The following is a 20466-nucleotide window of genomic DNA, read 5'->3' as shown; positions in this document are numbered from 1 at the left end:
GAGATCGCCCCTTCGCTGCCTTGGCCGCACGGCCCCCTGGCCGCGCGGCCGGCGGACGTCGAGCGTCTCAGTCCTCGTTGCCGAATGGTTTGTAGGGCAGGGTCGGGTTGCCCTTCGCGTCGAGGGTTGTCATCAGTCCGCCTCGGGTGCAGGCGGCGGGTACGAGTGGGTTGGCTGTGCCGTCGCAGTGGAAGGTCAGGCCCGGGGCCGCGGGTAGTGGCAGTTCGGGTGCTGAGCGGATCTTCTCGATGAGCCGGGCGGGGGTGATGTTCCCGGTGAGGCCGTCGAGTGCCCGGCTCAGGGCTGTCATGGTGACGTAGATGGTGGAGCCCATCGAGTTGCTCAGGTCGATGTCGTTGTCGTCGTAGGCGTCCACGATCGCCTCCCACTGGCGCAGGTCGGGATTGTCGTGGTCGCCGATCGCGAACGGTGCTGATGCGTACACGCCCTCCAGCGTGTCGCCGAGCGCGGTCTTCGAGGTGTCGGAGACGCACTGGTTGACGACGCTGACGGGTCCGTCGAAGTTCGCCGCCCGCAAGCCCCGGAACGCGGAGATGCAGAAGGCGTCGCCGCCGATGATGTGTACTTCGGTTGGCCCGCCGGCGGCGATCCGCTCCATTTGTGGGGTCATGTCGGCCTGGTCGGGTGGGATGGCGACCACGTCCAGTTCGAGGCCGGCGTCGCCGAAGATCTGGTCGCCGACGGCGTCGTAGAACCCGGTGACCACGGGTACGTCGATGCCGACGACGGTCACTTTGGGTATGTGGTTCTCCTTGGCCACGGTGATCGGCATGCCGGCCAGGCCCGCGATCTGGTCTGCCAGTGCGAAGGTGGAGTCCCGGTCGAGGATGACTGACTGCTCGGTGGTGGCGTACACGAAGATCGGGATCCCGGCGTCGTGTAGTGGTTTCCATACCGGTCCCATGGCGGTTGACTCGCCCGCGACCGTGATGGCCACGTCGGCCTGGATGAACTCGGTCGCGCAGTCGGCCGCCCGGCCCGGGTCGGCCGCGGTCTCGCAGGTCACCAGCTCGATCGGTCGGCCGCCGATGCCGCCGGCGTGTTCGTTGAGGAACTTTGTCATCGCGACGGCGGCGTCGATCTGGATCGTGTTGTCGAAGGCCGGGGTACTGCCGTCGCTGACGAAGCCGACCTTGACCGGTTGGCCGCCGGCCGGCCGGCTCGGGCCGAGCAGCGCGAGGTCGACACCGCTCTCGTGATCCGGCCTCGGGTCGGAGTCGCCTCCGCCGCACGCCGCGCCGGTGAGCGCCAGCGCGGTGAGGGCCGTCGCCACCAGTCGGCGTACCCGCGGTCGCGGTCCGCGCATCCGCGACCGTCTACGTAAGCTGCCTGCCCGCGTGCTCTGTTCCATGATCTGTCCCTGCGTGATGGGCGGCTTGTCGGCCGCGCTGAGACGTCGCCGGTGTCAGGGCCGGCGGATCGTGCGGGAGCGGCCGCGCTCGCCCGGCTCGGTGTCACGCGCGTGCGGCCGTCGGCCGGCAGGCTCACCCCGGCCGCCTGTCGACTGATCGCGAAGTCTAGGTAATATATCTAGACTTTTCTAGCCTCAACATCGAGATGGTGGCCGGTAGGTGCTACCGGTGAGGGCCGGCGGCCGCGCTGCCGTGCGTCGGTGCCGACTACCGCGCTACCGCGCGCCGGACCCGCCGGACGCGCCCGACGCGCACAGGAGAGGACGACGACGTTGACGTTCTGGGGCCTGCTCGACGACGCCGCCCGGCGCGTGCCGGACGCCGTCGTGCTGGCGGACGACCACGGCCGCTCGCTGACCACCGCGGCCCTGCGTGACGCGGCCGGCCGCGCGGCGGCGGGCCTGCACGGGCACGGCGTGGGGCCGGGCGACGTCGTGTCCTGGCAGCTGCCCACGACGCTGGAGGCGGTGGTGCTGCTGGCGGCCTGCGCGCGGCTCGGTGCGGTCCAGAACCCTGTCATCCCGGCGTTCCGCCACCGGGAGGTCGGGTTCATCGTGCGGCAGGTCTCGGCACGCCTGGTCGTCGTGCCCGAGTCGTGGCACGGGTTCGGCCACGGCGAGATGGCCAGGTCGCTCGGGCCCGAGGTGCTGGCACTGGACCTCGACGGCCCGCCCGGGTCGGCACTTCGCCTGCCCGAGGGTGACTCCGCCGGCCTGCCCGCCGCCCCCACGCGGGCCGACGAGTGCCGGTGGATCTACTACTCCTCCGGCACGACCGCCGACCCGAAAGGGGCCCGGCACACCGACACCTCGGTGATCGCCTCGTCGGACGGTGTCGTCGCCGGGCTCGGTTTCGGCGCCGGGGACGTGTACCCGATCGCCTGGCCGATCGGCCACGTCGGCGGGGTCTCGATGCTCGCGGCGGCGCTGCGGGCCGGCGGGACGCTGGTCCTGTTCGACGCGTTCGACCCGGCCGTGACGCCTGAGCGGATGGCGGCCCACCGGCCGACGATCCTCGGCTCCGCGACGCCGTTCTTCCGCGCGTACGCGGCTGCGCAGCGCCGTCGCGGCGGGAAGCCGCTCTTCCCGGCGCTGCGTGCCTGCGTCGGCGGCGGCGCGGCGACACCGGAGCCCGTCAACCGGGAGGTCGCGGAGGTCCTCGGCGTGCCCGGAGTGCTGGGCTCCTGGGGGCTCACCGAGTTCCCGGTGGCCACCAGCGAGACGCCGGCGGACGCCGAGCCCGGCACGACGGTTGGCCGGCCGGCCGCCGGTGTCCGGGTGCGGGTCGTCGCTGGCGAGCTGCGGTTGAAGGGCCCGCAGTGTTTCCTCGGCTACCAGGACGCGGCGCTGGACGCCGACGCCTTCGACGCCGACGGCTGGCTGCGGACGGGGGACCTCGGAGACGTCGACGAGCAGGGCCGGGTGCGGGTGCGGGGTCGTCTGAAGGAGGTCGTCATCCGCAACGCGGAGAACATCTCCGCGGCGGAGGTGGAGAGGGTGCTGGCGCGGCATCCCGCGGTGCGCGACGTCGCGGTCGTCGGTGTGCCGGACGAGCGCACCGGCGAGCGGGTGTGCGCCGTCGTCGTACTCGGGCCGGTCGGGCCGGTCGGGCCGGGCGACGAGGTCACGCTGACCGCCCTCGTGGCGCACTGCCGAGCCGAGGGACTGGCCCGTCACAAGTGCCCGGAACGCCTGGAGGTCGTCGACGAGCTGCCGCGAAGCCCGATGGGCAAGGTCCTCCGGCGTGAGCTCGAAGGCTGGCTGGCGTCGGCATCGGGCGGCGTAATCGGTTGAAAACATCTACATCAATAGCTACGATTCTCGCGCAAAGGCCGTGACCGCCGGACGGCGGAACACCACCTAGCCGGGAGGCCGTTCGATGAAGGCAACCGCGGCGGTACTGCGCCGGTTGGACGGGCCCTACGAGCTCGAGGAGATCGTGCTCGCCCCGCCCGGTCCCGGCGAACTGCTGGTCCGTGTGGTGGGCGTGGGCATGTGTCACAGCGACCTCGTGCCACGGCGGCCCAAGTCGTTCGCGCCGCCGCCGATTGTCACCGGTCACGAGGGCGCCGGTGTGGTTGAGGCCGTCGGCGAGGGAGTACGGCGGGTGTCGGTCGGCGACCACGTCGTGCTGTCCTTCGACTCCTGCGGTGACTGCCGGAACTGTCGGAAGGGCCTGCCGCCCTACTGCGACACGTTCCTGGTCCGCAACATGTTCGGGCGGCGGGCCGACGGCACGACCGGGGCGCGCGACGCGGCGGGGAACGCGATCTCCTCGCGGTGGTTCGGGCAGTCGTCGTTCGCGACGCACTGCCTGGCCACCGAGCGCAACGCGGTTCTGGTCGACCGGGAACAGCCGCTGGAGAAGTTGGGGCCCCTCGGCTGCGGCATGCTGACCGGCGCCGGATCGGTGCTCGTCGGGATGAAGATCACCGCTGGCGCCAGCTTCGTCGTGTTCGGTACCGGCGCGGTGGGGATGGCCGCGATCATGGCGGCGAAGGTGGTCGGCGCGTCCCCGGTCGTCGCCGTCGACCTCCATCAGCACCGGCTGGAACTCGCCCGCGAACTCGGCGCCACCCACGTGCTGAACGGAACGGACGCCGACCTCGTGTCGCGGATCAGGGATCTCACGGACGGCGGTGCCGACTTCAGCTTCGACACCACGGCGAACGTCGAGTCGATCGCGAACGCGGTCGCGGTGCTGCGGATGGCCGGGCACTGCGGGCTGGTGGGCGTCCAGAGCCGACCGGTGACGCTGGGTCCGATGGCGCTGGTCGGCAAGACCGTGTCGGGGATCCTCGAGGGCGGCGCCGACCCACACGTCCTCGTTCCCCACCTCATCGACCTGTGGCGGCAGGGCCTGTTCCCGTTCGACCGGCTGATCGAGACCTTCCCGCTCGAGGCGATCAACGCCGCGGAGGAGGCGACACTTTCCGGAAAGGTGATCAAGCCCGTGTTGCTGCCCGAGAAGACGACCTGATGGATCCGACGCTCGTCGAACGCGGCGGCGGCCTGGTCACGGTCATCTTCAACCGGCCGGAGAAGAAGAACGCGCTGGACGGGACGAACTGGGCCGACCTCGACCGGATCCTGACCGAGGTCGCCCGGAACCCGGCCGACCGGGCGCTGCTGCTGACCGGCGCCGGTGGGAACTTCTCCTCGGGCGCGGACCTGACCGGCGGCGCGGGCACGGGGGGCGGGGCCGGCGAGGCTGGCGGACTTTCCGGCCCCCGGCAGGCGATCCTGCACGAGATGCGCACCGCCGGCGACATCGTGAACCGCCTGCACCGGTTGCCGAAGCCGACCATCGCGGCGGTGGACGGTGTCGCCGTCGGCGTGTCGCTCGGCCTGGTGCTCGCCTGTGATCTCGTCGTCGCCAGCGACCGGGCCCGGTTCTGCGAGGTGTTCGCCCGGCGGGGCCTGTCCCTGGATGGCGGGACGTCCTGGAGCCTGCCCCGCCAGATCGGGTTGCGCCGGGCGAAGCAGATGGCCCTGTTCGGTGACTGGGTGAGCGCTCCGGACGCGTTGGCGTGGGGCCTGGTCAACGAGGTCGTGCCGGCCGACGAGTTGCCGAAGGTCGCCGCCGCGTGGGGCCGGCGGCTGGCCGCCGGGCCGACGACCGCGCTCAGCCTGATCAAGCGGCTGCTCGACGCGAGCGACTCGGCCACGTTCGAGCGGGCGGTCGAGGACGAGGCCCGGGCCCAGCACATCGCCTACACCACGAAGGACGCGCGGGAGGGGTTCCGGGCATTCGCCGAGCGCCGCGAACCCGGGTTCACCGGCGTATGAGCGTCGGTCTGCTGGCGTCCGCGACGCCCGAGCAGGAGCTGCTCCTCGACTCCAGCGCCAGGTTCATCGAGCGGACGATGCCGCTGCCGTCAGTCCGGGAGTTCGCCGCGGGCTCCGGTGGAGTGGACGCGCGCTACATCGAAGCCGCGGGCTCGCTCGGCTGGTTCGGGATGCTGGTCGGCGAGGAGCACGGCGGCGGCACCGTGTCGGGCAACGGCCTGCTGGACGCGGCGGCGGTCGCCGCCGAGCGGGGCGCCGTCCTGCAGCCCGACTCGTTCGCCGCGGCGAATGTCGTCGCGCACCTGCTGGCGGCCGAGGGCCCGAGGCACGGCAGGACCCTCGCCCGGCTGGTGGCCGGCCGGGCCCGGGCGACCTGGGTGGTGGGCGACGTCGCCGGGCTGACGCCGGGCGCCGGCGCGATCGTCGCGGGCGAGGACGGTGCCGGCGGTTTCCGCCTGGCCGGCGACGTCCGGCACGTACCGGACGCGGCCGACTGCGACCTGCTGGTCGTGGCCGCGCGCGGGCCGCGCGGGCTGACGCAGTTCCTGGTCACCGCCGACACTCCCGGAGTCCAGGTGCGGCGGATGACGAGCCTGGACATCACCCGACGGCCGGGCGCGGTGCGGTTCCACGATGTCCGGGTGGGCGCGGACGCCGTGCTCGGAGCGCCGGGCGAGGTGACCGCGGCGCGGTTCGAGCATCAGGTCGGGACCGCCGCGGTCCTCACCGCCGCGGAGTCGGTCGGGGCGATGCACCGTGACCTCGCGGCGGCGGTCGAGTACGCCAGGACACGTATCGCCTTCGGACGGCCGATCGGCTCGTTCCAGGCGGTCAAGCACCTCCTCGCCGACCTGAGCCTCTCCCTCGAGATGGCGAAGGCGGTGGTGGGCGCCGCCGCGGAGTCGCTCGGTTCCGGGGCGCTCGGTTCCGGGGCCCGCGCCGGGATGGATCTCGCGCACGCCGCGAAGGCCTTCGTCGCCGAGCAGGGCGTCGAGCTGGCCCACGGCTGTTTCCAGGTCTTCGGCGGGGTCGGTTACACCTGGGAGCACGACCACCACCTGTTCATGAGGCGCCTCGCCGCGGACGCGGTGGCGTTCGGCTCGGCGCAGTGGCACCGCGGCCGGCTGGGGGAGCGGATCGGAGTCGGTTGATGCGGGACATCGCACCGGAGCGTGACGGCAACGCGGCGCCGGAGCGTGGCGACAACGTGACCGCGGAGCGTGGCGACAACGTGACCGCGGAGCGTGACGACGACACGGCGGCGCCGGCTCTCGACGAGTACCGGGCGCGGGCCCGGTCCTGGATCGAGGCGAACCTCGAGCGACTGCCGGCCCCTGCCCCCCGCCGGGGCGGTACCGGTCCGGCGGCGATCGCGGCCGGGCGCGCGCTCCAGCGCCGGCTGCACGAGGCCGGGTACGCGGGGATCACCTGGCCGCGTGAGTACGGCGGCCAGGGCCTCGGGCCGCAGTACGAACGTGCCTTCCAGCAGGAGGCGCGCGGCTACCGGCTGCCCGAGCTGGGAATAGCCGGCGGCACCACGTTCGGCGTCTGCGCCATGACGATGCTCGCGCACGCGTCGGCGGACTTCCTGCGCCGGCACATCCCGAGGATCCTCTCCGGCGAGGAGCTGTTCGTGCAGTTCTTCTCCGAGCCCGAGGCCGGGTCGGACCTGGCCGGCGTGCGCACCCGGGCGGTCCGTGCCGGCGAAGGGTGGGTCCTCAACGGGTCGAAGATCTGGAGCAGTGGCGCCTACTACGCGGACTGGGGCATGTGCCTCGCCCGCACCGACTGGGACGTGCCGAAACACCGCGGCCTGACGTGGTTCGCCGTCCCCGTCACCGCCCCCGGCGTGACCGTGGAGCGGATCAGGCAGATCACCGGCGACGCGGAGTTCTGCCAGGAGTTCTTCGACGACGTCGTGCTCGGCGACGGCGACGTCATCGGCCAGGTGAACGACGGCTGGACCGTCGCCCAGACCATGCTGATGTTCGAGCGCGGGGGAGGGCTCAGCCACGGCACCCGCACCACGCGGGCCTCGACCGGTGTCGCGCCCGACCTCGTCGAGCTCGCCCGGGCCGCCGGCCGGCTCACCGACCCGCTCACCCGCGACCTGATCGTGCGCGCCCACGTCGACGACGTGGCGCGCCGGGCGTTGCTCGCGAGGCTCGGCGCGCGGATGCGGACGGATCCCGCCCAGGCGCTCCACCTCGCGTCCTACGCCAAGCTGGTCAGCGGCGTCTACGACCCGATCCGCGCCGACACCGCCATGCGCATAGGCGGCGCGGACGCCGTGAACTGGGACACCGTGAACTGGGACACCGGCAGCGCGGACGGAGCACGGGGGGACGGAGCACGGGGGGACGCCGTGAACGGGGACGGGGAGCCCGGCGAGAGCCCCGGGCGGAAAACCGCGGTCGGCTTCCTCAACAGCCGCTTCATGTCCATCGCCGGCGGCACCAACGAGATGCAGCGCAACAGCATCGGAGAGCGGGTGCTCGGGCTTCCCCGCGAACCGTCGTTCGACAGCGGCAAGCCGTTCCGGGAGGTTCTGCGGGACGCCCGCGGCTGGTCGTCGGACTGAGAGCAGCCCGACCATCGTGGCCACCCGACCATCGTGGCCACCGCGCCGCACGGCCGCCGCGCAGTCGCCCGTCAGGTTCTCGTCACGGTGGCGGAGACCGCCTCGAGAGCCGCGCGCCGTGCCCAGGTGTAGTCGGCTTTGCCGGTGGCATGGCGGCCGATCCGCGGGCACAGCAGCACCGCCTGGGGCGCCTTGAAACGCGCGAGCTGGCCGGCGACGTGCTCGCGGACCGAGGCGGGAGACAGCTGCGCACCCGTCCGGAGCTGGACGAGCGCGACCACCTCCTCGCCGTAGCGGTCACTCGGCCGCCCGACGACGAGCGCGTCGAGGATGTCGGGGTGCTGCCGGAGCACCTCCTCCACCTCCTCCACGAACACCTTCTCGCCGCCGGTGTTGACGACCATCGCGTCGCGGCCGAGCACGACGATGCCGCCGTCGCTGTCGTAGCGGGCGCGGTCGCCGGGAACCGAGGCACGCCGGCCGCCGACGAGCGGGAAGGTCTGTTCCGTGCGCGTCCGGTCGCCGAGGTAGCCGAGTGGGATCCGGCCGACCCGTGCCGTCCAGCCGACCTCGTCGTCCCCGGGTTCGAGGAAGCGGGACCGGTCCGCGGACAGCACCGCGGCACCCGCGGCGAGCCGGAACCGGTGCGCCTGCCTGCCCGACGTCGACGTTCCGAACGCCATCCCGCCCGTTTCGGACGCGCCGTACCCGTCGACGACGGTGAGCTGGGGCAGCAGCTCGAGCAGCGCCTGCTTGAGTCCGGCACTGGTCGTCGCACCGCCGGTGCCGAGGCGTACCAGCGAGGTCAGGTCGTAGGAGCGGGCCCGGATCTCGTCCACCAGCGGCCGGGCGTAGGCGTCGCCCACGATCGACATCATCGTCACCCGCTCGCGCTGGATGGTCCGCAGGATCGCGCGGGCGTCGAAGGGCCGGGAGTCGTCGTGCAGGACCACCGTGCCGCCGTTGACGAGCCCGGCGAACGCGGTCCACTGCGCGGCGCCGTGCATCAGCGGAGGAGCCGCGAACCAGACGCCCGCCCCCGTCCTGGCGATCCCCGCGATGACGTCGCGGGTGGCTCCCTCGGCGCCGCCCGCGGCGCCGACGTAGACGTCCCCCTGACGCCACAGCACGCCCTTCGGCGTACCGGTCGTGCCGCCGGTGCAGACGAGGTAGAGGTCGTCGGGTGACGGGACGGGAAGATCGTGGACGCCCTGGGCGTCGGCGAGCGCGGACGGGAACGACGTGCTACCCGGCAGGGGGTCGACGCCGGAGCCGTCGTCGACGTCGATCAGCAGCAGTCCGTTGGGGCGGCCGTCGAGCCGGGCGTTCAGCCGGACGGCCTGGGCGACTTTCGGGCCCAGCCGTCGGTGGTACACCACGGCCTCGGCGCCGACCTGGCCCAGCAGCGCGCCGATCTCCCTCGGCGCATAGTGGTGGTTGACGTTGAACGGTGCGGCGCGTGCCCGGAAGGCCCCGATCATCGTCTCGAGGTACTCGGGGCAGTTCGACATCACGATCGCCATGGTGCTCTGGCCGCACTCCCAACGCCGCAGCTCGTGACGTTCCCGCCGCACCCCGAGCCCGTGCCGGCGGAGGTACGCGGCGAGCCGCCGGCTGCGGTCCCGCACCTGCGCATAGCTGCGGCGCACGGTCGCCGACACCAGCATGTCGCGGTCGGGGGCCACGTCGGTGACGACGTCGAGCACGGCGGGTAACGACCACTCCTGGGCTGTCACGTGGCTCTCCCTCACCCGCCGGGCGCGGTTCCGGCCCGCGCGCGGGTTGTCCGGTTGACGTAGGCGTCCAATATCTCTAGATATATAGTCATGACGCAAGAGGTTGTGCCGTCCTACCACCCGAACATCCGGGCGGCCCGCGACGGGTTCGTCGTGACCGTCACGATCGACCGGCCGGAGTCGAGGAACGCCTGCACGGGTGACATGTGGGTGGCGCTCGGGCGCATCTTCCGGGAGGTCGGGCACTCCGGTGCCCGCGGCGAGAGCTCCTCGAACGGGAGCGGGGCACCGTCGCACAACCTCGACAACATGCGGGTGCTGGCCGACATGGTGCTGGCGGTTCACGACTGTCCCGTGCCGGTCGTGAACGCGGTCGTGCCCGCGGCGGGGGCCGAGTGCCGCCCGCCCGTCTTCGAGGGACACTGACCGCCTGCGGCCCGAAACCCGTCAGCAGTGCGCCGGGGCTTTCCGTGCGGTGTGACCGCGTCGTGATTCCGTGCTTCCTCGGCTGGGCCGCCATGGGTCACGTCCATGATCGGCATTTTCGGGGTGTCTGCGTCTTCCCTGCTTGTCGGGACGCGACGGTAGGGCGTTGACGGTCGCCCGCGATCACCCCGCCGCGCTCCTAATTCATCTGGATGTTTGGAGTCGTCGGTCCTCTGGTCCGCTGTTCGTCGGACACTCCTCGATGTGCCGGCGGGGTGCTGACCGGAGGGGCGTGGGGCCCCGTCGAGGGCGATGCGACGGATGTCGACCTGCACACCCCAACGCACCGCCCACCTGTCATCGGGCGCCGTGGCGTCGAGGGTGGCCGCGTCCGGATCGGGAGCCGGCACCGCGACTGACCCGATAACGCCCCGCAGAGCGTCCGCGACCAGATCCCCGTCCGCCCGCCCAGGAGGAGCCGAGTCGGGCCCGTCCGGCCCGTCGACCCGCACCACCACATGCAAATGCACCACGCCGCGTGCCTGCATTTCCGCGACCTTGACGAAGCTCAACCGCGCGGCGCGCCGAAGCCCAGCCACGGTCAGCCCGGCCGCCGCCGCTACCGCGGATTCCGTCGCGTCACGGGTGGCCTTCCACAGCTTCGGAACGAGCGCGTTCCAGGTCACCGTCCGGCCGTAGCCGTAACAGTCCGCGCAGATCGGCGAGCCGAGCCGGGAATCATCGTCCCGATGCCGTTCATGACAGCCCGCCGGACGGCCATGCGGACACAGCCCCCGCCGGGGGTGACAGGCTCGCACCGGACCCGTCTTCCCGCCCTGCTGACGACGCGAATGCACCGGTCCGAACGACGGCGCGGTCAGGGTGACGAACCACGCCGGATGCCCGGTGACCGTGTCCGGCACACCCTTGCCGCCGGCCAGCCCGGCCAGGACCAGCCGCCGCGCGTCACGCTTGTAGGTGGCGGAGCAGGCGGGGCACACCGATGCCCGCCGGTTGTTACACCGCACGTGCAGCACCCCGCTCGGCTGATCCAAGCTGCTGAACGCCCGGCGGACCTCACCAGTAGAGATATCGACATGGTCAACATGGCTGGTCAGACGGATTGGCCGGGAACAATCACCGGAGAACGGCCGGTTTTCGGGTAGGCTCACGCCCAGGTCCACGGGATTCACCGCGTCCTCTCACCCACAGCACCCGGGCCAGCCCAGAAAAGAACACAGGCCAGCACGAGCGCCGCACAGTTACGGCAGGAACGGAAACAGGAACGGGAAACAGCGACACACACCCGACGGGCCATCCGCCGTACACCCATCCCACACCGAAACACCTGCACAATGCCACACGCAAAACGCGCCAATAACTGGCAGCGTAGGCGGCACGTGAAAGGCAGCGAAGCCGGCATGAAACCGGCACCACAACGGCACGAAGAAGAGACGGACGGCCCGGGGAGCATCAGCCGCCGCAGCGGCCTACCCGCTCAGAACCCGAGACACCCGACACCACGACAACACGCACCACCGGCACACCTGCACCACCCCAGACAGAGACGGGAACAGGCCACGCGAACCCGCATGACCCCAGGTGTAGCAGCCCGAGCCCGGTCCGTGCCGCTCCCAGGCGGCTCACACGTGGACAGCCCGACAATGTGGCGTACTGCCGTACACATAAAACGATCACAATGGCGCAGGGTCGGAACCATAAAATGCCATCACCCACTATACCGGCCCAGGCCGGACAGAATCAGTGAATACGATGACGACCCCGAACCGCCGGCGAGGGGAAGGAGTCGGAACAGGTCCGGGGCCGTCAGCCCGTGAAGATCACACCAGGTTAGGTTGAGTCGGATTCCCTCAGCAGGTCCCGGAACGGGAACATGACCTCCCAGACCTCGACTTCCGACACGGCATCACCGTCGCGCAGCCGTACCCGGTAGCCGGAGAAGCCCACCCCGGCCGGGACGAGATCCGCCGGGGGACGCGCCCCGGTCATCACCACTCGGGGGTCGGTGCCAGCCAGCAGGCGTTGTCGGCGAACACGGGTACCGACCGCCCACGCAACCCGGGACTGTTCCAGCGGTGTGAACCGCCGGTGCAGCATCACCAGGCCCACCGTGGACAGCTGCACCACGCCGATGCCCGCCCCGACCATCACGTCAGTCTCGACGTCCACCACGTCGCACAGCGACATCTCTTGATCGTCGGAGTCGCGGTTCAGCGGTTTCGGGAGCAGGCCGACAATCAGCCCGTCGTGATAGCCGATCCGCAGCTCCGGCAACGCGCCCACGTCGAACTCCCAGTTCCACGTATCCGCCACCGCCAGCCCGGTCACCGGCCCCACCCCGACCACTGCACCGGCATCACAGGATGACGATCCGGCCCAGCCCGACGAACGGCAGGGTCATGTACTCGCCGGGGCGTAACCCCATGTCGAGCGCACACCGCGTCACGTCGGCGGCGTCGATGAACGGCGCAACCACCCGCACCCCCGGCACCACCAACGCCCACACCCCCGGCGGAGTGATCACTCCCCGGGCGATCACCGGCGGCGTCGGACCGGTAGCCGTCATGTTCATCCCACCACCACGGGTCATCGTCATGGGCGTACTCGTCCTCCCCGGCGTCGTAGTCCTCCTCGTCACACTCGTCCTCGCGATCGCCATTGCTGCTCATCAGACCTCCCCATATCCGTTAGATCGTTGAACTCCCCGTCGCCCGCCCCGGCCAGGAACGCCCGCCACTCGGCCATCGAGAACAGCAACGCCGGACCCGCCGGCCAACCGGCCTGACGCAGCGCCACCCCCACTCCGACCGACGCGATTGCGAATGCCAACGGTGCGACCTCCACCGCCGCATCACCCGCCCCCGACGCCCGATGCCAGTGCAGCCGATCCCGGCCGAACACCGGCACGTCGAACTCCAACCCCGCCGACCACTCCCGCATCCACCCGTCCACCCCGTATGCCTCCCCACGACGAGCACGGACAGAGAAAGCGGCAGCCCCGGGCAGGGTGCTGGGGTGTGTGGCCCTAACGACGCCCCACCCGAGACCACCAGGAGACACGGCGCCTCTCCTGCGCCGGCCGGCCAAGGCGCCGTGCCTCCCACTTGCGCGGCCCCAGTCGGGGGGACGACCCCAAGCCCGATCAGAACCGCCGGGGCAAAGTTCACCTGACTGCCCGTAATTGACCCAGCACAGCGATAGTCATGTGGATGTCGGACGCGGCGCTACATCACCGTTCGCCCTTTCTTAGCCATCGGATTTAGCCATCTGTTAGCCATCTCGACCGACTAGCATCCCGACACGTCAGGTAGCACCGACAGCCGTCGCACACGGGTTATGATCGCGAGACAGCTCCCGGCGAGGGCAGGTGACATGCGTTCCCCACAGCATCAGGAGTGGCGTCCGGACCTACTTCGCCGCGCCCGTGAGATACACGGACTCACCCTGGAAGAGGCCGCCGAGAAGATACGCGCACTCGACACCCAGGGATTCCGCCCGCCGAATGCAACATTTCAGATGATCGGCCGGCATGAGCGCGGCGAAGTTTCCCCCGGCCGCCGCTATCAGCGCGCCTACAGCATGATCTACCAGGCATCAGCCAGCGAACTCGGCTTCCCTCCGAGTGGCCTCAACCCGCTGGATCGTCCCGCCCGCAGCCGAGCCAAGCTCTGGTCGCAACCTCTGCATCAGTCCGCCGGATGGACACGTCGCAGCAGCGCCGAACTCGAAGCGCTCGCCGCCGCCGCGCTGTCGACCGACGCCCCCGACGCCATCAGCGCGGCACGGCTGGCCCACGAGTGGCTCCTCACCCCGCCACCACAAATCGCCGAGCTGACAGCGGGCCGCCGGATCGGTGTCGGTCTGGCACGGCAGGTCGAAGGACGCGTCGCTCAACTCCGCCGTCTCGACGACTACGTCGGTGGCCCCGACCTCATCGATCTGGTCACCAACGAGCTGACCGCGACCACGACCCTGCTCCGGGAAGGCACCTACAGCGAAACCATCGCCCGCACCCTGCTGGGCGCCGTCGGGGAACTCGGACAACTCGCCGGATGGGTCGCCGCCGACGCAGGCCGCCACGAATCCGCCACCCGCTTCCTCATCACCGGACTCCGCGCCGCCCATGCCGCCGCAGACACCCCACTCGCGGCCAACCTCATCTCGACCCTCAGCTACCAACTCGCGAACGCCGGCGATCCCGCCGAAGCCGTTCTCCTCGCCCAGACGGCATGCACAGGAGCCGCAACGACGGTCACACCCGCCACCCGTGCACTCCTCACCGACCGCCTTGCCTGGGCACACGCCCGCGTAGGCGACACCACCGCATGCGAACGCAGCCTCGCCGACGTCGAGACCCACTACGACCAGCACACAGACACCGACGACGACCCCGAGTGGATCTACTGGATGAACCAGCGTGAGATCGACGTCATGGCCGGCCGATGCTGGACCGAACTGAACCAACCCGACCGCGCCGAACCCCGACTCCTCCAAGGACTCGCCGGCTACCAACCCATCCACGCCCGCGAAGTCGCCCTCTACGAAAGCTGGCTCGCCGAGTCCTACATCCAAACCGGCGACATCACCGAAGCCGCCCGCCGCACCACCCACGTCGTCGAACTCGACGCGAAGATCAGCTCTACCCGGACAGCCGACCGTATCCAGATACTCCGCGCCCGACTCACCCCGTACGCCGACCAGCAGGTCGTCCAAGACCTCAACGACCTCTGCACCAGCTACGGCTACGCCACGACCCCATAGCCCCCTAGACACGATCCACGAAGTGTCCAGTCCCACCTGATTCTTGACGTTTCCGTCCCAGGTCATGGTTGACAGTCGATCTAGGAAACGTTGGTGATGTGGAGGCGGTGGGCCTTCATCCTCTGGATCGGCTGACTGGTGGTCCGTGGAGGGTCCGCCGGCGCGTCGCCAGCCCGCATCGCCACGCACCCAGCCGAGAGACTCAGCATCAACTCGACCCGGTTTTCGCGATCTTTGGAAGACGGCGATCATGTCTGAGAATGAACCGCCCCGCACGCACGGCTGACGGCCGCGTTTGCCGAGCTCACCCTCACGATCTGATCACCCGATCGACAGGGCAATTCATGTCTTGCCTCCCGCAATGCAACAGACCCCTTCTGGCACCCCACAGGCCACCGGCGCCGCGCGATTTCCTGGTGCACCTCGGCCGCGCGCCCCCGCTAGCGGCGGGGGGGTCATCGCCCGACGTCGGGCTGGGGCGCGGCGAACGAGCGCAGGTGGGCGTAGGCGGCGTCGAGCGCGACGCGCAATGGTAGGACGTCCCGATGGGTCCGGGCGAGCAGGACGCCGCCCTGCAGACTGGTGAAGACCGCGAGCGCCAGAAACTCCGGCTCCGCGTCGGGCACGAGTTCGCCTCGGGTCCGCATCCGTTCCAGGCCTTGCGCCAGGTAGGCCTGCCAGCGCTCGAAGCAGGCCGACAGGTCGGCGCGGATGGCCTCGTCGCGACCGGCCAGCTCGCCGGCCAGGTTGCCGAGCGGGCAACCGGGGAAGTCGCTCGCCGCGGTCTGGGTGGCGAACTCGTCCATCCAGGCGCGGATCGCCGTCCAGGTGTCGAGCTGCGCGAGCCGAGGCAGCTGTGCTTCGACCAGGCAGTCGAACCGGTCGGCGACGACCGCCCTGACGAGTCCGCCCTTGTCGCCGAAGTAGTGGTAGAGCTGGCTCTTGCTGGCCCCCGCCGCCGTGAGGATCTGGTCTAGCCCGGCCCCGGCCACGCCGCGGTCGTCGATCAGCGCTGACGCCGCATCGACGATTTTCTGGCGGCTGCGCCGGCCCCGGCCGGTCGTCGGTTGGTTCTTCACGACGTCACTCTAGCCTGGACTGGACAGAGCGGTCCAGTTATGGCTAGCGTAAGCCGCACAGAACGTTCGCCCCGCCAGTCGTCCCACCTTCCGAGGGTCACCTGGCGCCTGCAATAGAACGGAGCGTTCCTCGTGCCATCACTCACTGGAAAACCCGCCGCGCTGGTGACCGGCGGTACCTCCGGAATAGGTTTCGCGACGGCGCAGATGCTGCATGCCGACGGGTTCGACGTGCTCGTCACCGGCCAAAATCCAGAAACACTTTCCGCCGCTGCCGAACAGTTGCCCGCTGACGTGGTCGTGCTACGTTCCGACGCCCGCACACCGACCGAGCCGGATCGGGTGGCGGCTGCCGTTCGGGATCGTTTCGGCCGGCTCGACGTAGTATTCCTCAACGCAGGTATCGGCCGGCTCGTCCCGATCGAAGCAGTCGACGAGGCGACGTACGACGAAATGTTCGACGTGAACGTCAGGAGTCAGCTGTTCACGCTGCAACGGGTCCTGCCCCTGCTGCGAGACGGCGGCTCCGTCGTGTTCAGCACGGCCCTGGGCGCCACGCTCGGTCTGGCCAACTGGTCGGTGTACAGCGCGACGAAGGGCGCGCTGACCGCCCTGGTCCACGCCTTGGCTGTGGAACTCGCCCCGCGAGGAATCCGGGTCAACGCAGTCAGCGCTGGCCCGGCGGACACGCCCGCGCTCTCCAAGCTCGGCCTGCCCGACGCGGCGCTGGCCACGATGCGCAAAGACCTGGCCGCTGCGATCCCCCTGGGCCGCCTGGGTGTCGCCCAGGATGTCGCCCACGCCGTGGCGTTCCTCGGCTCCCCCGCAGCCGGTTTCATCACCGGCACGACGATCGCGGTCGACGGCGGCCTCGGCGTAGCGGTCTGAGCCGGCCGTTCCAGGCCCCACAACAGCGTCATGACAACGACAAGGAAGCTGAATGACCGTGTCAAGCCGCCGCGGTAGCGGGTTGCGGCGCGGTCGCGGTGAAGGTCCGGCCGTCGCGCAGCAGTGCCCACAGGACGTCGACGAGGCGGCGGGCGAGGGCGAGCAGGGCCTGCGTGTGGATGAGCCGTTCGTGGCGTTTGCGGTCGTAGAAGGTCCGCGAGGGCCCGGGGGCCCGGATGCTGGACAGGGCGGCCATGTAGAATACCCGTCGCAGTCTGTGGGCGTAGCGCTTGGGACGGCGCAGGTTCCCGCTGACCCGGCCCGAGTCCTGGGCGACGGGCACAAGCCCGGCGTAGGACGCCAGACGGCCGGCGGTGGCGAACCCGCCCAGGGTGCCTCCGGTGGCGACCATGAACTCCGCGCCGAGGATCGGCTGAGCCCGGGCAGGGATTCGATGATCTCTGCCTGGGGGTGGGTCCGGAATCGGCTGGTGATCAGTTTGTCGGTGTCCTTGATCTGCCGGTCCAGGTCGAGCAGCTGGCGGGCGAGCCGGGCGACGAGCGCGGCTGTGGTGGCCTCGCCGGGCAGCTGCACCGTTTGGGCCTCGGCGGCCAGCGCGGTGGTGGCCATGGCGGGGATGCCCTTGGATCAGGCGTCCTACTCACGCAGGTGGGCCGCGACACCGTCCACACCGGCGGCGCGAAGCGCCTCGGGGGTCTGGAAGCCGGTCAGCAGGACGAGCGCGGACCGGGTCGAGTAGTCGAAGGCACGTTCCAGTGCGGAAAGATACTGATCAGCAGGTCGCGGAGCCGGTTGACGCCGCGTCAGCCGGCCATCAGATCCTCGCGGTGCGCGGTCAGACGGGTCAGCTCGACCACCAGGTCATCGGTGGCCGTCACAGGAGTCAGATCGCCCCGTATCCGGGCAGTCTCAGCGATCACCCGGGCGTCCTTAGCGTCGGACTTGGTCTCCCCGCGGAACACCCCGGCCATCCGGTTGACGGCCCGGCCGGGCACGTAGACCACCTGCTGCCCGCTCGCCAAAAGCACCGCCATCAGCAGCGCCGCGGCGCTGCTGGTCAGATCGATCGCCCAGCGCACCTCGCCGGCGGTCTGCCCGACGCGGGCAACGAGCTGCTCGATCGCGGCCTGATCGTTGGCAACCTTCCGCGAGAACACAACCTTGCCGGCCGCGTCCATCGCGCACGCGTGATGCGCCTGCTTGCCCACGTCCACACCGACCCACACCAGCGGCCGATCCGCCACGCCCGTACTCCTGTTATCACAGGTCAACCCCATGGACAGCCCCGCCAACAGGTCCCTAAACAGCGACGGCCCGCATCAGATCTGAATCAGTGGCCAGGGCGTCCAGAACGACAGGGCGGCCATTCCTCTCGAGTCACCGTGCGGCACACACCCGATCAGCCACACCCCGTCGTCCCGGGCATCCGGGGCACCCACCCCAGACAACTTCGATCTTAGGGATCATCCGATGACCACGACCAATGCCACCGCCCAGAGTCAGGCCCAGGCCCAGGCCCAGCCGCGGGTCGCGCTCGTCACCGGCGGAACCACTGGAATCGGCCTGGCCACGGCTCGGCTGCTGCACGCCGACGGGTTCGCCGTCGCGATCACCGGCCAGAACCCCGAGACACTCGCGGCGGCGCGACACGCGTTGCCCGACGACGTCCTCGTCCAGCGCGCCGACGCCCGGGTCCTGGCGGACGCCGACGCGCTCGCCGCCGAACTCCGCGACCAGTTCGGGCACCTCGACGCGGTGTTCCTGAACGCCGCCGTCGCCCAGCCCTCGCCGTTCAGCTCCGTCACCGAGGAATCGTACGAAGAACACTTCGGAGTGAACGTGAAAGGGCAGTTCTTCACCTTGCAGCGAGTGCTGCCGCTACTCCGCGACGGCGGTACCATCGTGTTCAACAGCTCACGGCTGGTGGCCCGGTCGTTTCCCGGGATGTCGCTGTACGTCGCCACCAAAGGAGCGCTGGCGTCGATGGCCAGGGCGCTCGCCGTGGAACTCGCCCCCCGGCGGATTCGGGTCAACGTCGTCAGCCCTGGCCCGGTCGACACCCCGGCACTGGCGAAACAAGGACTGTCCGCCGCAGAACTGACCAGTCTTCGCGCGACGCTGACGGCCAAGGTTCCGCTCGGCCGAATAGCGTCGGACGAAGAAATCGCCCGCGCCGTCGCCTTCCTGCTCTCAGGCGCGGCCGGCTACCTCACCGGCGCCGACATCGTCGTCGACGGCGGGATGATGGCCAGCGTCTAGAACCCGTGACAGCATCGTTCCCGTCGACCCCACCCACCTGACCAAAGGAACTCAGACCAGTCATGGACAAGGCCGAACTCGACGAACAGAACCGTCGGGTGACAGCGGAATTCCTCACCCGGGGCGGCGTGGTCAGCGGCGACTACCAGGGCATGCCGCTGCTCCTGCTGCACCACGTCGGTGCCAGGACCGGACATGCTCGGATTAACCCGATGACCTACCTGGCGGTCAACCACGGTTTCGCGGTTTTCGCGTCCAACGGCGGTGCGGCCGTGAATCCCGACTGGTACCACAACCTCCTAGCCCGTCCCACGGTCTCGGTCGTCGTCGGGACGGAGACGTTCCCCGTGGTGGCCCGGGTCGCCGTCGAAGCGGAACGGGAGCGCATCTGGGCCCGGCAGAAGGCCGTCAACCCGCTGTTCGCAGAGCTCGAACGGGCCACCACCCGCCAGATCCCGGTCGTCATCCTCGACCGCACCCCGGCTCCTGTGCCGGCGTCGAGCGAAGACGGGGACGACCGGCGGTGACTGTCCTCGTCATCGGCGCTACCGGCCGAACTGCGTCGCACCTCGTCACGTGCCTGATGCGGGACGGCGTGCCGGTGCGGGCGCTGGTGCGGGACCGGGACAAGGCCGAGACCATGTTCCGCGCCACCCGGCGTCTTGCCACCGGGCACCTCGAATTCGTCAGCGGTCCCTTCGACGACCCAGCGCTGCTCCTGTCTGCGACGAAGGGGGTCGATGCAGCCTTCCTCGCGCTGTCCACCAGCCCGCAGCAGATCGCGCTGGAGCGGAACATCATCGACGCCGCCGCCCGGGCGGAGCTGCCCCACTTGGTCCGGCTGTCCGTGTTCGACGCGGACCTCGACGCCGGCTACGAGATCGGCCGACGCCACGGCGAACTCGACGCCTACCTGGCCGCCTCCGGGGTGCCGCACACCCTGCTCCGCCCCACCTATTTCAGTAGCAACCTGCTGCTCGCCGCGCCCTCGATCGCGGCGACCAGCCGGTGGACCGGGCTGGTACCCGACGGCCGGGTCGCCCTGGTCGACACCCGCGACGTCGCCGAGGCCGCCGCGGTCGTGCTGCGGGACCCCGCTGGCCGCGGGGCGGCCTACCAGCTGACCGGGCCGGAAGCGCTGACATTCACCGAGATCGCCGAACGCTTCAGCCGAATGCTGGGCCGGCGAATCAGCTACGACGCCGCCGCCGAAGCCCATGTGCGCGCAGCCATGGCTGCCCGGGGCGTACCGGACTGGCTGGCCGACATCGCCATCGGAATCGACCTGGCGATGCAGGCCGGCCGGCACTCCCAGGTGACCGACGAGATTCGCGCGCTCACCGGCATGGCGCCTCGCCCCTTGGAGGCGTTCGTCGAACCCAACCGCGCCACCTACATCCCGGCGGGCTAACCGTGGTCGGGGGGGCGGCCGGGGGGGGGCCCCCCCCCCCCCCCCCCCCGGCCCCCCCCCCC

Annotated in this window: 18 protein-coding genes and 1 pseudogene; 11 read left to right on the top strand and 8 right to left on the bottom strand. The window is 70.5% G+C overall.

Going from position 1 to position 20466, the window contains the following annotated elements; all coding sequences use genetic code 11:
* Positions 1–67 precede the first annotated feature (67 nt).
* Complete coding sequence (locus MXD62_RS35725) at positions 68–1327, bottom strand: ABC transporter substrate-binding protein (protein ID WP_248833749.1); 1260 nt, start codon at positions 1325–1327, stop codon at positions 68–70.
* 378 nt (positions 1328–1705) lie between these two features.
* Between MXD62_RS35725 and MXD62_RS35720 the strand changes: the two genes are divergently transcribed.
* The 5 genes from MXD62_RS35720 to MXD62_RS35700 all read left to right on the top strand — a co-directional run bounded on the left by MXD62_RS35720 (position 1706) and on the right by MXD62_RS35700 (position 7802).
* Complete coding sequence (locus tag MXD62_RS35720; protein WP_248833748.1) at positions 1706–3226, top strand: class I adenylate-forming enzyme family protein; 1521 nt, start codon at positions 1706–1708, stop codon at positions 3224–3226.
* Positions 3227–3311: 85 nt separating this feature from the next.
* Positions 3312–4412 (top strand): NAD(P)-dependent alcohol dehydrogenase, encoded by a 1101-nt coding sequence (locus tag MXD62_RS35715; protein ID WP_248833747.1) that lies wholly within the window; start codon positions 3312–3314, stop codon positions 4410–4412.
* Positions 4412–5221 carry an enoyl-CoA hydratase/isomerase family protein gene (locus MXD62_RS35710; protein ID WP_248833746.1) on the top strand — a complete coding sequence of 270 codons (810 nt, stop codon included), beginning with the start codon at positions 4412–4414 and terminating at the stop codon, positions 5219–5221. Before MXD62_RS35715 ends, MXD62_RS35710 begins: the two co-directional genes overlap by 1 nt.
* A complete protein-coding gene (locus tag MXD62_RS35705; protein ID WP_248833745.1) occupies positions 5218–6372 on the top strand; it encodes an acyl-CoA dehydrogenase family protein in 1155 nt (384 codons plus the stop codon). Before MXD62_RS35710 ends, MXD62_RS35705 begins: the two co-directional genes overlap by 4 nt.
* Positions 6372–7802, top strand: a complete 1431-nt coding sequence (locus MXD62_RS35700; protein ID WP_248833744.1) for an acyl-CoA dehydrogenase family protein — start codon at positions 6372–6374, stop codon at positions 7800–7802. The genes MXD62_RS35705 and MXD62_RS35700 overlap by 1 nt, the downstream gene beginning before the upstream one ends.
* A 71-nt stretch (positions 7803–7873) precedes the next feature.
* Here the strand turns inward: MXD62_RS35700 and MXD62_RS35695 are convergent, their stop codons facing one another.
* Positions 7874–9538, bottom strand: coding sequence for an AMP-binding protein (locus tag MXD62_RS35695; protein WP_248833743.1), 1665 nt, complete (start codon positions 9536–9538; stop codon positions 7874–7876).
* 90 nt (positions 9539–9628) lie between these two features.
* Between MXD62_RS35695 and MXD62_RS35690 the strand changes: the two genes are divergently transcribed.
* Complete coding sequence (locus MXD62_RS35690; RefSeq protein WP_248833742.1) at positions 9629–9964, top strand: hypothetical protein; 336 nt, start codon at positions 9629–9631, stop codon at positions 9962–9964.
* On the opposite strand, the gene MXD62_RS35685 is transcribed toward MXD62_RS35690, so the two are convergent.
* The 4 genes from MXD62_RS35685 to MXD62_RS35670 form a co-directional block, all read right to left on the bottom strand.
* Positions 9880–11136 (bottom strand): replication initiator, encoded by a 1257-nt coding sequence (locus MXD62_RS35685; protein WP_368862505.1) that lies wholly within the window; start codon positions 11134–11136, stop codon positions 9880–9882. The genes MXD62_RS35690 and MXD62_RS35685 overlap by 85 nt on opposite strands.
* Positions 11137–11815: 679 nt before the next feature.
* Positions 11816–12313 (bottom strand): hypothetical protein, encoded by a 498-nt coding sequence (locus tag MXD62_RS35680; protein ID WP_248833741.1) that lies wholly within the window; start codon positions 12311–12313, stop codon positions 11816–11818.
* Between the two features lie 28 nt (positions 12314–12341).
* Positions 12342–12581 (bottom strand): hypothetical protein, encoded by a 240-nt coding sequence (locus MXD62_RS35675; protein WP_248833740.1) that lies wholly within the window; start codon positions 12579–12581, stop codon positions 12342–12344.
* Between the two features lie 38 nt (positions 12582–12619).
* On the bottom strand, positions 12620–12925 hold the full coding sequence (locus MXD62_RS35670) for a DUF397 domain-containing protein (RefSeq protein ID WP_248833739.1): 306 nt from the start codon (positions 12923–12925) through the stop codon (positions 12620–12622).
* Positions 12926–13357: 432 nt separating this feature from the next.
* On the opposite strand from MXD62_RS35670, the gene MXD62_RS35665 reads away from it, so the two are divergent.
* The gene (locus MXD62_RS35665; RefSeq protein ID WP_248833738.1) at positions 13358–14746 is read left to right on the top strand and encodes a helix-turn-helix transcriptional regulator; all 1389 of its coding nucleotides are present in this window, start codon (positions 13358–13360) and stop codon (positions 14744–14746) included.
* 455 nt (positions 14747–15201) lie between these two features.
* Here the strand turns inward: MXD62_RS35665 and MXD62_RS39970 are convergent, their stop codons facing one another.
* Positions 15202–15825, bottom strand: a complete 624-nt coding sequence (locus MXD62_RS39970; RefSeq protein ID WP_248833737.1) for a TetR/AcrR family transcriptional regulator — start codon at positions 15823–15825, stop codon at positions 15202–15204.
* Positions 15826–15957: 132 nt separating this feature from the next.
* On the opposite strand from MXD62_RS39970, the gene MXD62_RS35655 reads away from it, so the two are divergent.
* On the top strand, positions 15958–16713 hold the full coding sequence (locus MXD62_RS35655) for an SDR family oxidoreductase (RefSeq protein WP_308301377.1): 756 nt from the start codon (positions 15958–15960) through the stop codon (positions 16711–16713).
* 61 nt (positions 16714–16774) lie between these two features.
* Here MXD62_RS35655 and MXD62_RS35650 read toward each other — a convergent pair.
* A pseudogene (locus MXD62_RS35650) lies at positions 16775–18011 on the bottom strand (IS110 family transposase).
* Between the two features lie 193 nt (positions 18012–18204).
* Here MXD62_RS35650 and MXD62_RS35645 point away from each other — a divergent pair.
* The 3 genes from MXD62_RS35645 (at position 18205) to MXD62_RS35635 (ending at position 20404) form a co-directional block, all read left to right on the top strand.
* Positions 18205–18993: an SDR family oxidoreductase gene (locus tag MXD62_RS35645; protein ID WP_248833735.1), complete on the top strand. Its 789-nt coding sequence runs from the start codon at positions 18205–18207 to the stop codon at positions 18991–18993.
* Between the two features lie 62 nt (positions 18994–19055).
* The gene (locus MXD62_RS35640; protein WP_248833734.1) at positions 19056–19520 is read left to right on the top strand and encodes a nitroreductase/quinone reductase family protein; all 465 of its coding nucleotides are present in this window, start codon (positions 19056–19058) and stop codon (positions 19518–19520) included.
* Positions 19517–20404 carry an NmrA family NAD(P)-binding protein gene (locus MXD62_RS35635; protein WP_248833733.1) on the top strand — a complete coding sequence of 296 codons (888 nt, stop codon included), beginning with the start codon at positions 19517–19519 and terminating at the stop codon, positions 20402–20404. The genes MXD62_RS35640 and MXD62_RS35635 overlap by 4 nt, the downstream gene beginning before the upstream one ends.
* The last annotated feature ends 62 nt before the right edge of the window (positions 20405–20466 follow it).

Source organism: Frankia sp. Mgl5, assembly GCF_023242985.1.
GTDB classification, from domain to species: domain Bacteria; phylum Actinomycetota; class Actinomycetes; order Frankiales; family Frankiaceae; genus Parafrankia; species Parafrankia soli.
Note: the sequence above shows the minus strand (reverse complement) of the source record. Positions and strands in the feature narration are given on the sequence as shown.

What these genes read in the sequence shown, in the direction of transcription:
- MXD62_RS35725 (WP_248833749.1), bottom strand. Translation starts at nt 1,327, where the DNA reads ATGCGCGGACCGCGACCGCGGGTACGCCGACTGGTGGCGACGGCCCTC.
- MXD62_RS35715 (WP_248833747.1), top strand. Translation starts at nt 3,312, where the DNA reads ATGAAGGCAACCGCGGCGGTACTGCGCCGGTTGGACGGGCCCTACGAG.
- MXD62_RS35710 (WP_248833746.1), top strand. Translation starts at nt 4,412, where the DNA reads ATGGATCCGACGCTCGTCGAACGCGGCGGCGGCCTGGTCACGGTCATC.
- MXD62_RS35705 (WP_248833745.1), top strand. Translation starts at nt 5,218, where the DNA reads ATGAGCGTCGGTCTGCTGGCGTCCGCGACGCCCGAGCAGGAGCTGCTC.
- MXD62_RS35700 (WP_248833744.1), top strand. Translation starts at nt 6,372, where the DNA reads ATGCGGGACATCGCACCGGAGCGTGACGGCAACGCGGCGCCGGAGCGT.
- MXD62_RS35690 (WP_248833742.1), top strand. Translation starts at nt 9,629, where the DNA reads ATGACGCAAGAGGTTGTGCCGTCCTACCACCCGAACATCCGGGCGGCC.
- MXD62_RS35675 (WP_248833740.1), bottom strand. Translation starts at nt 12,581, where the DNA reads ATGACGATGACCCGTGGTGGTGGGATGAACATGACGGCTACCGGTCCG.
- MXD62_RS35670 (WP_248833739.1), bottom strand. Translation starts at nt 12,925, where the DNA reads ATGCGGGAGTGGTCGGCGGGGTTGGAGTTCGACGTGCCGGTGTTCGGC.
- MXD62_RS35665 (WP_248833738.1), top strand. Translation starts at nt 13,358, where the DNA reads ATGCGTTCCCCACAGCATCAGGAGTGGCGTCCGGACCTACTTCGCCGC.
- MXD62_RS35645 (WP_248833735.1), top strand. Translation starts at nt 18,205, where the DNA reads ATGACCACGACCAATGCCACCGCCCAGAGTCAGGCCCAGGCCCAGGCC.
- MXD62_RS35640 (WP_248833734.1), top strand. Translation starts at nt 19,056, where the DNA reads ATGGACAAGGCCGAACTCGACGAACAGAACCGTCGGGTGACAGCGGAA.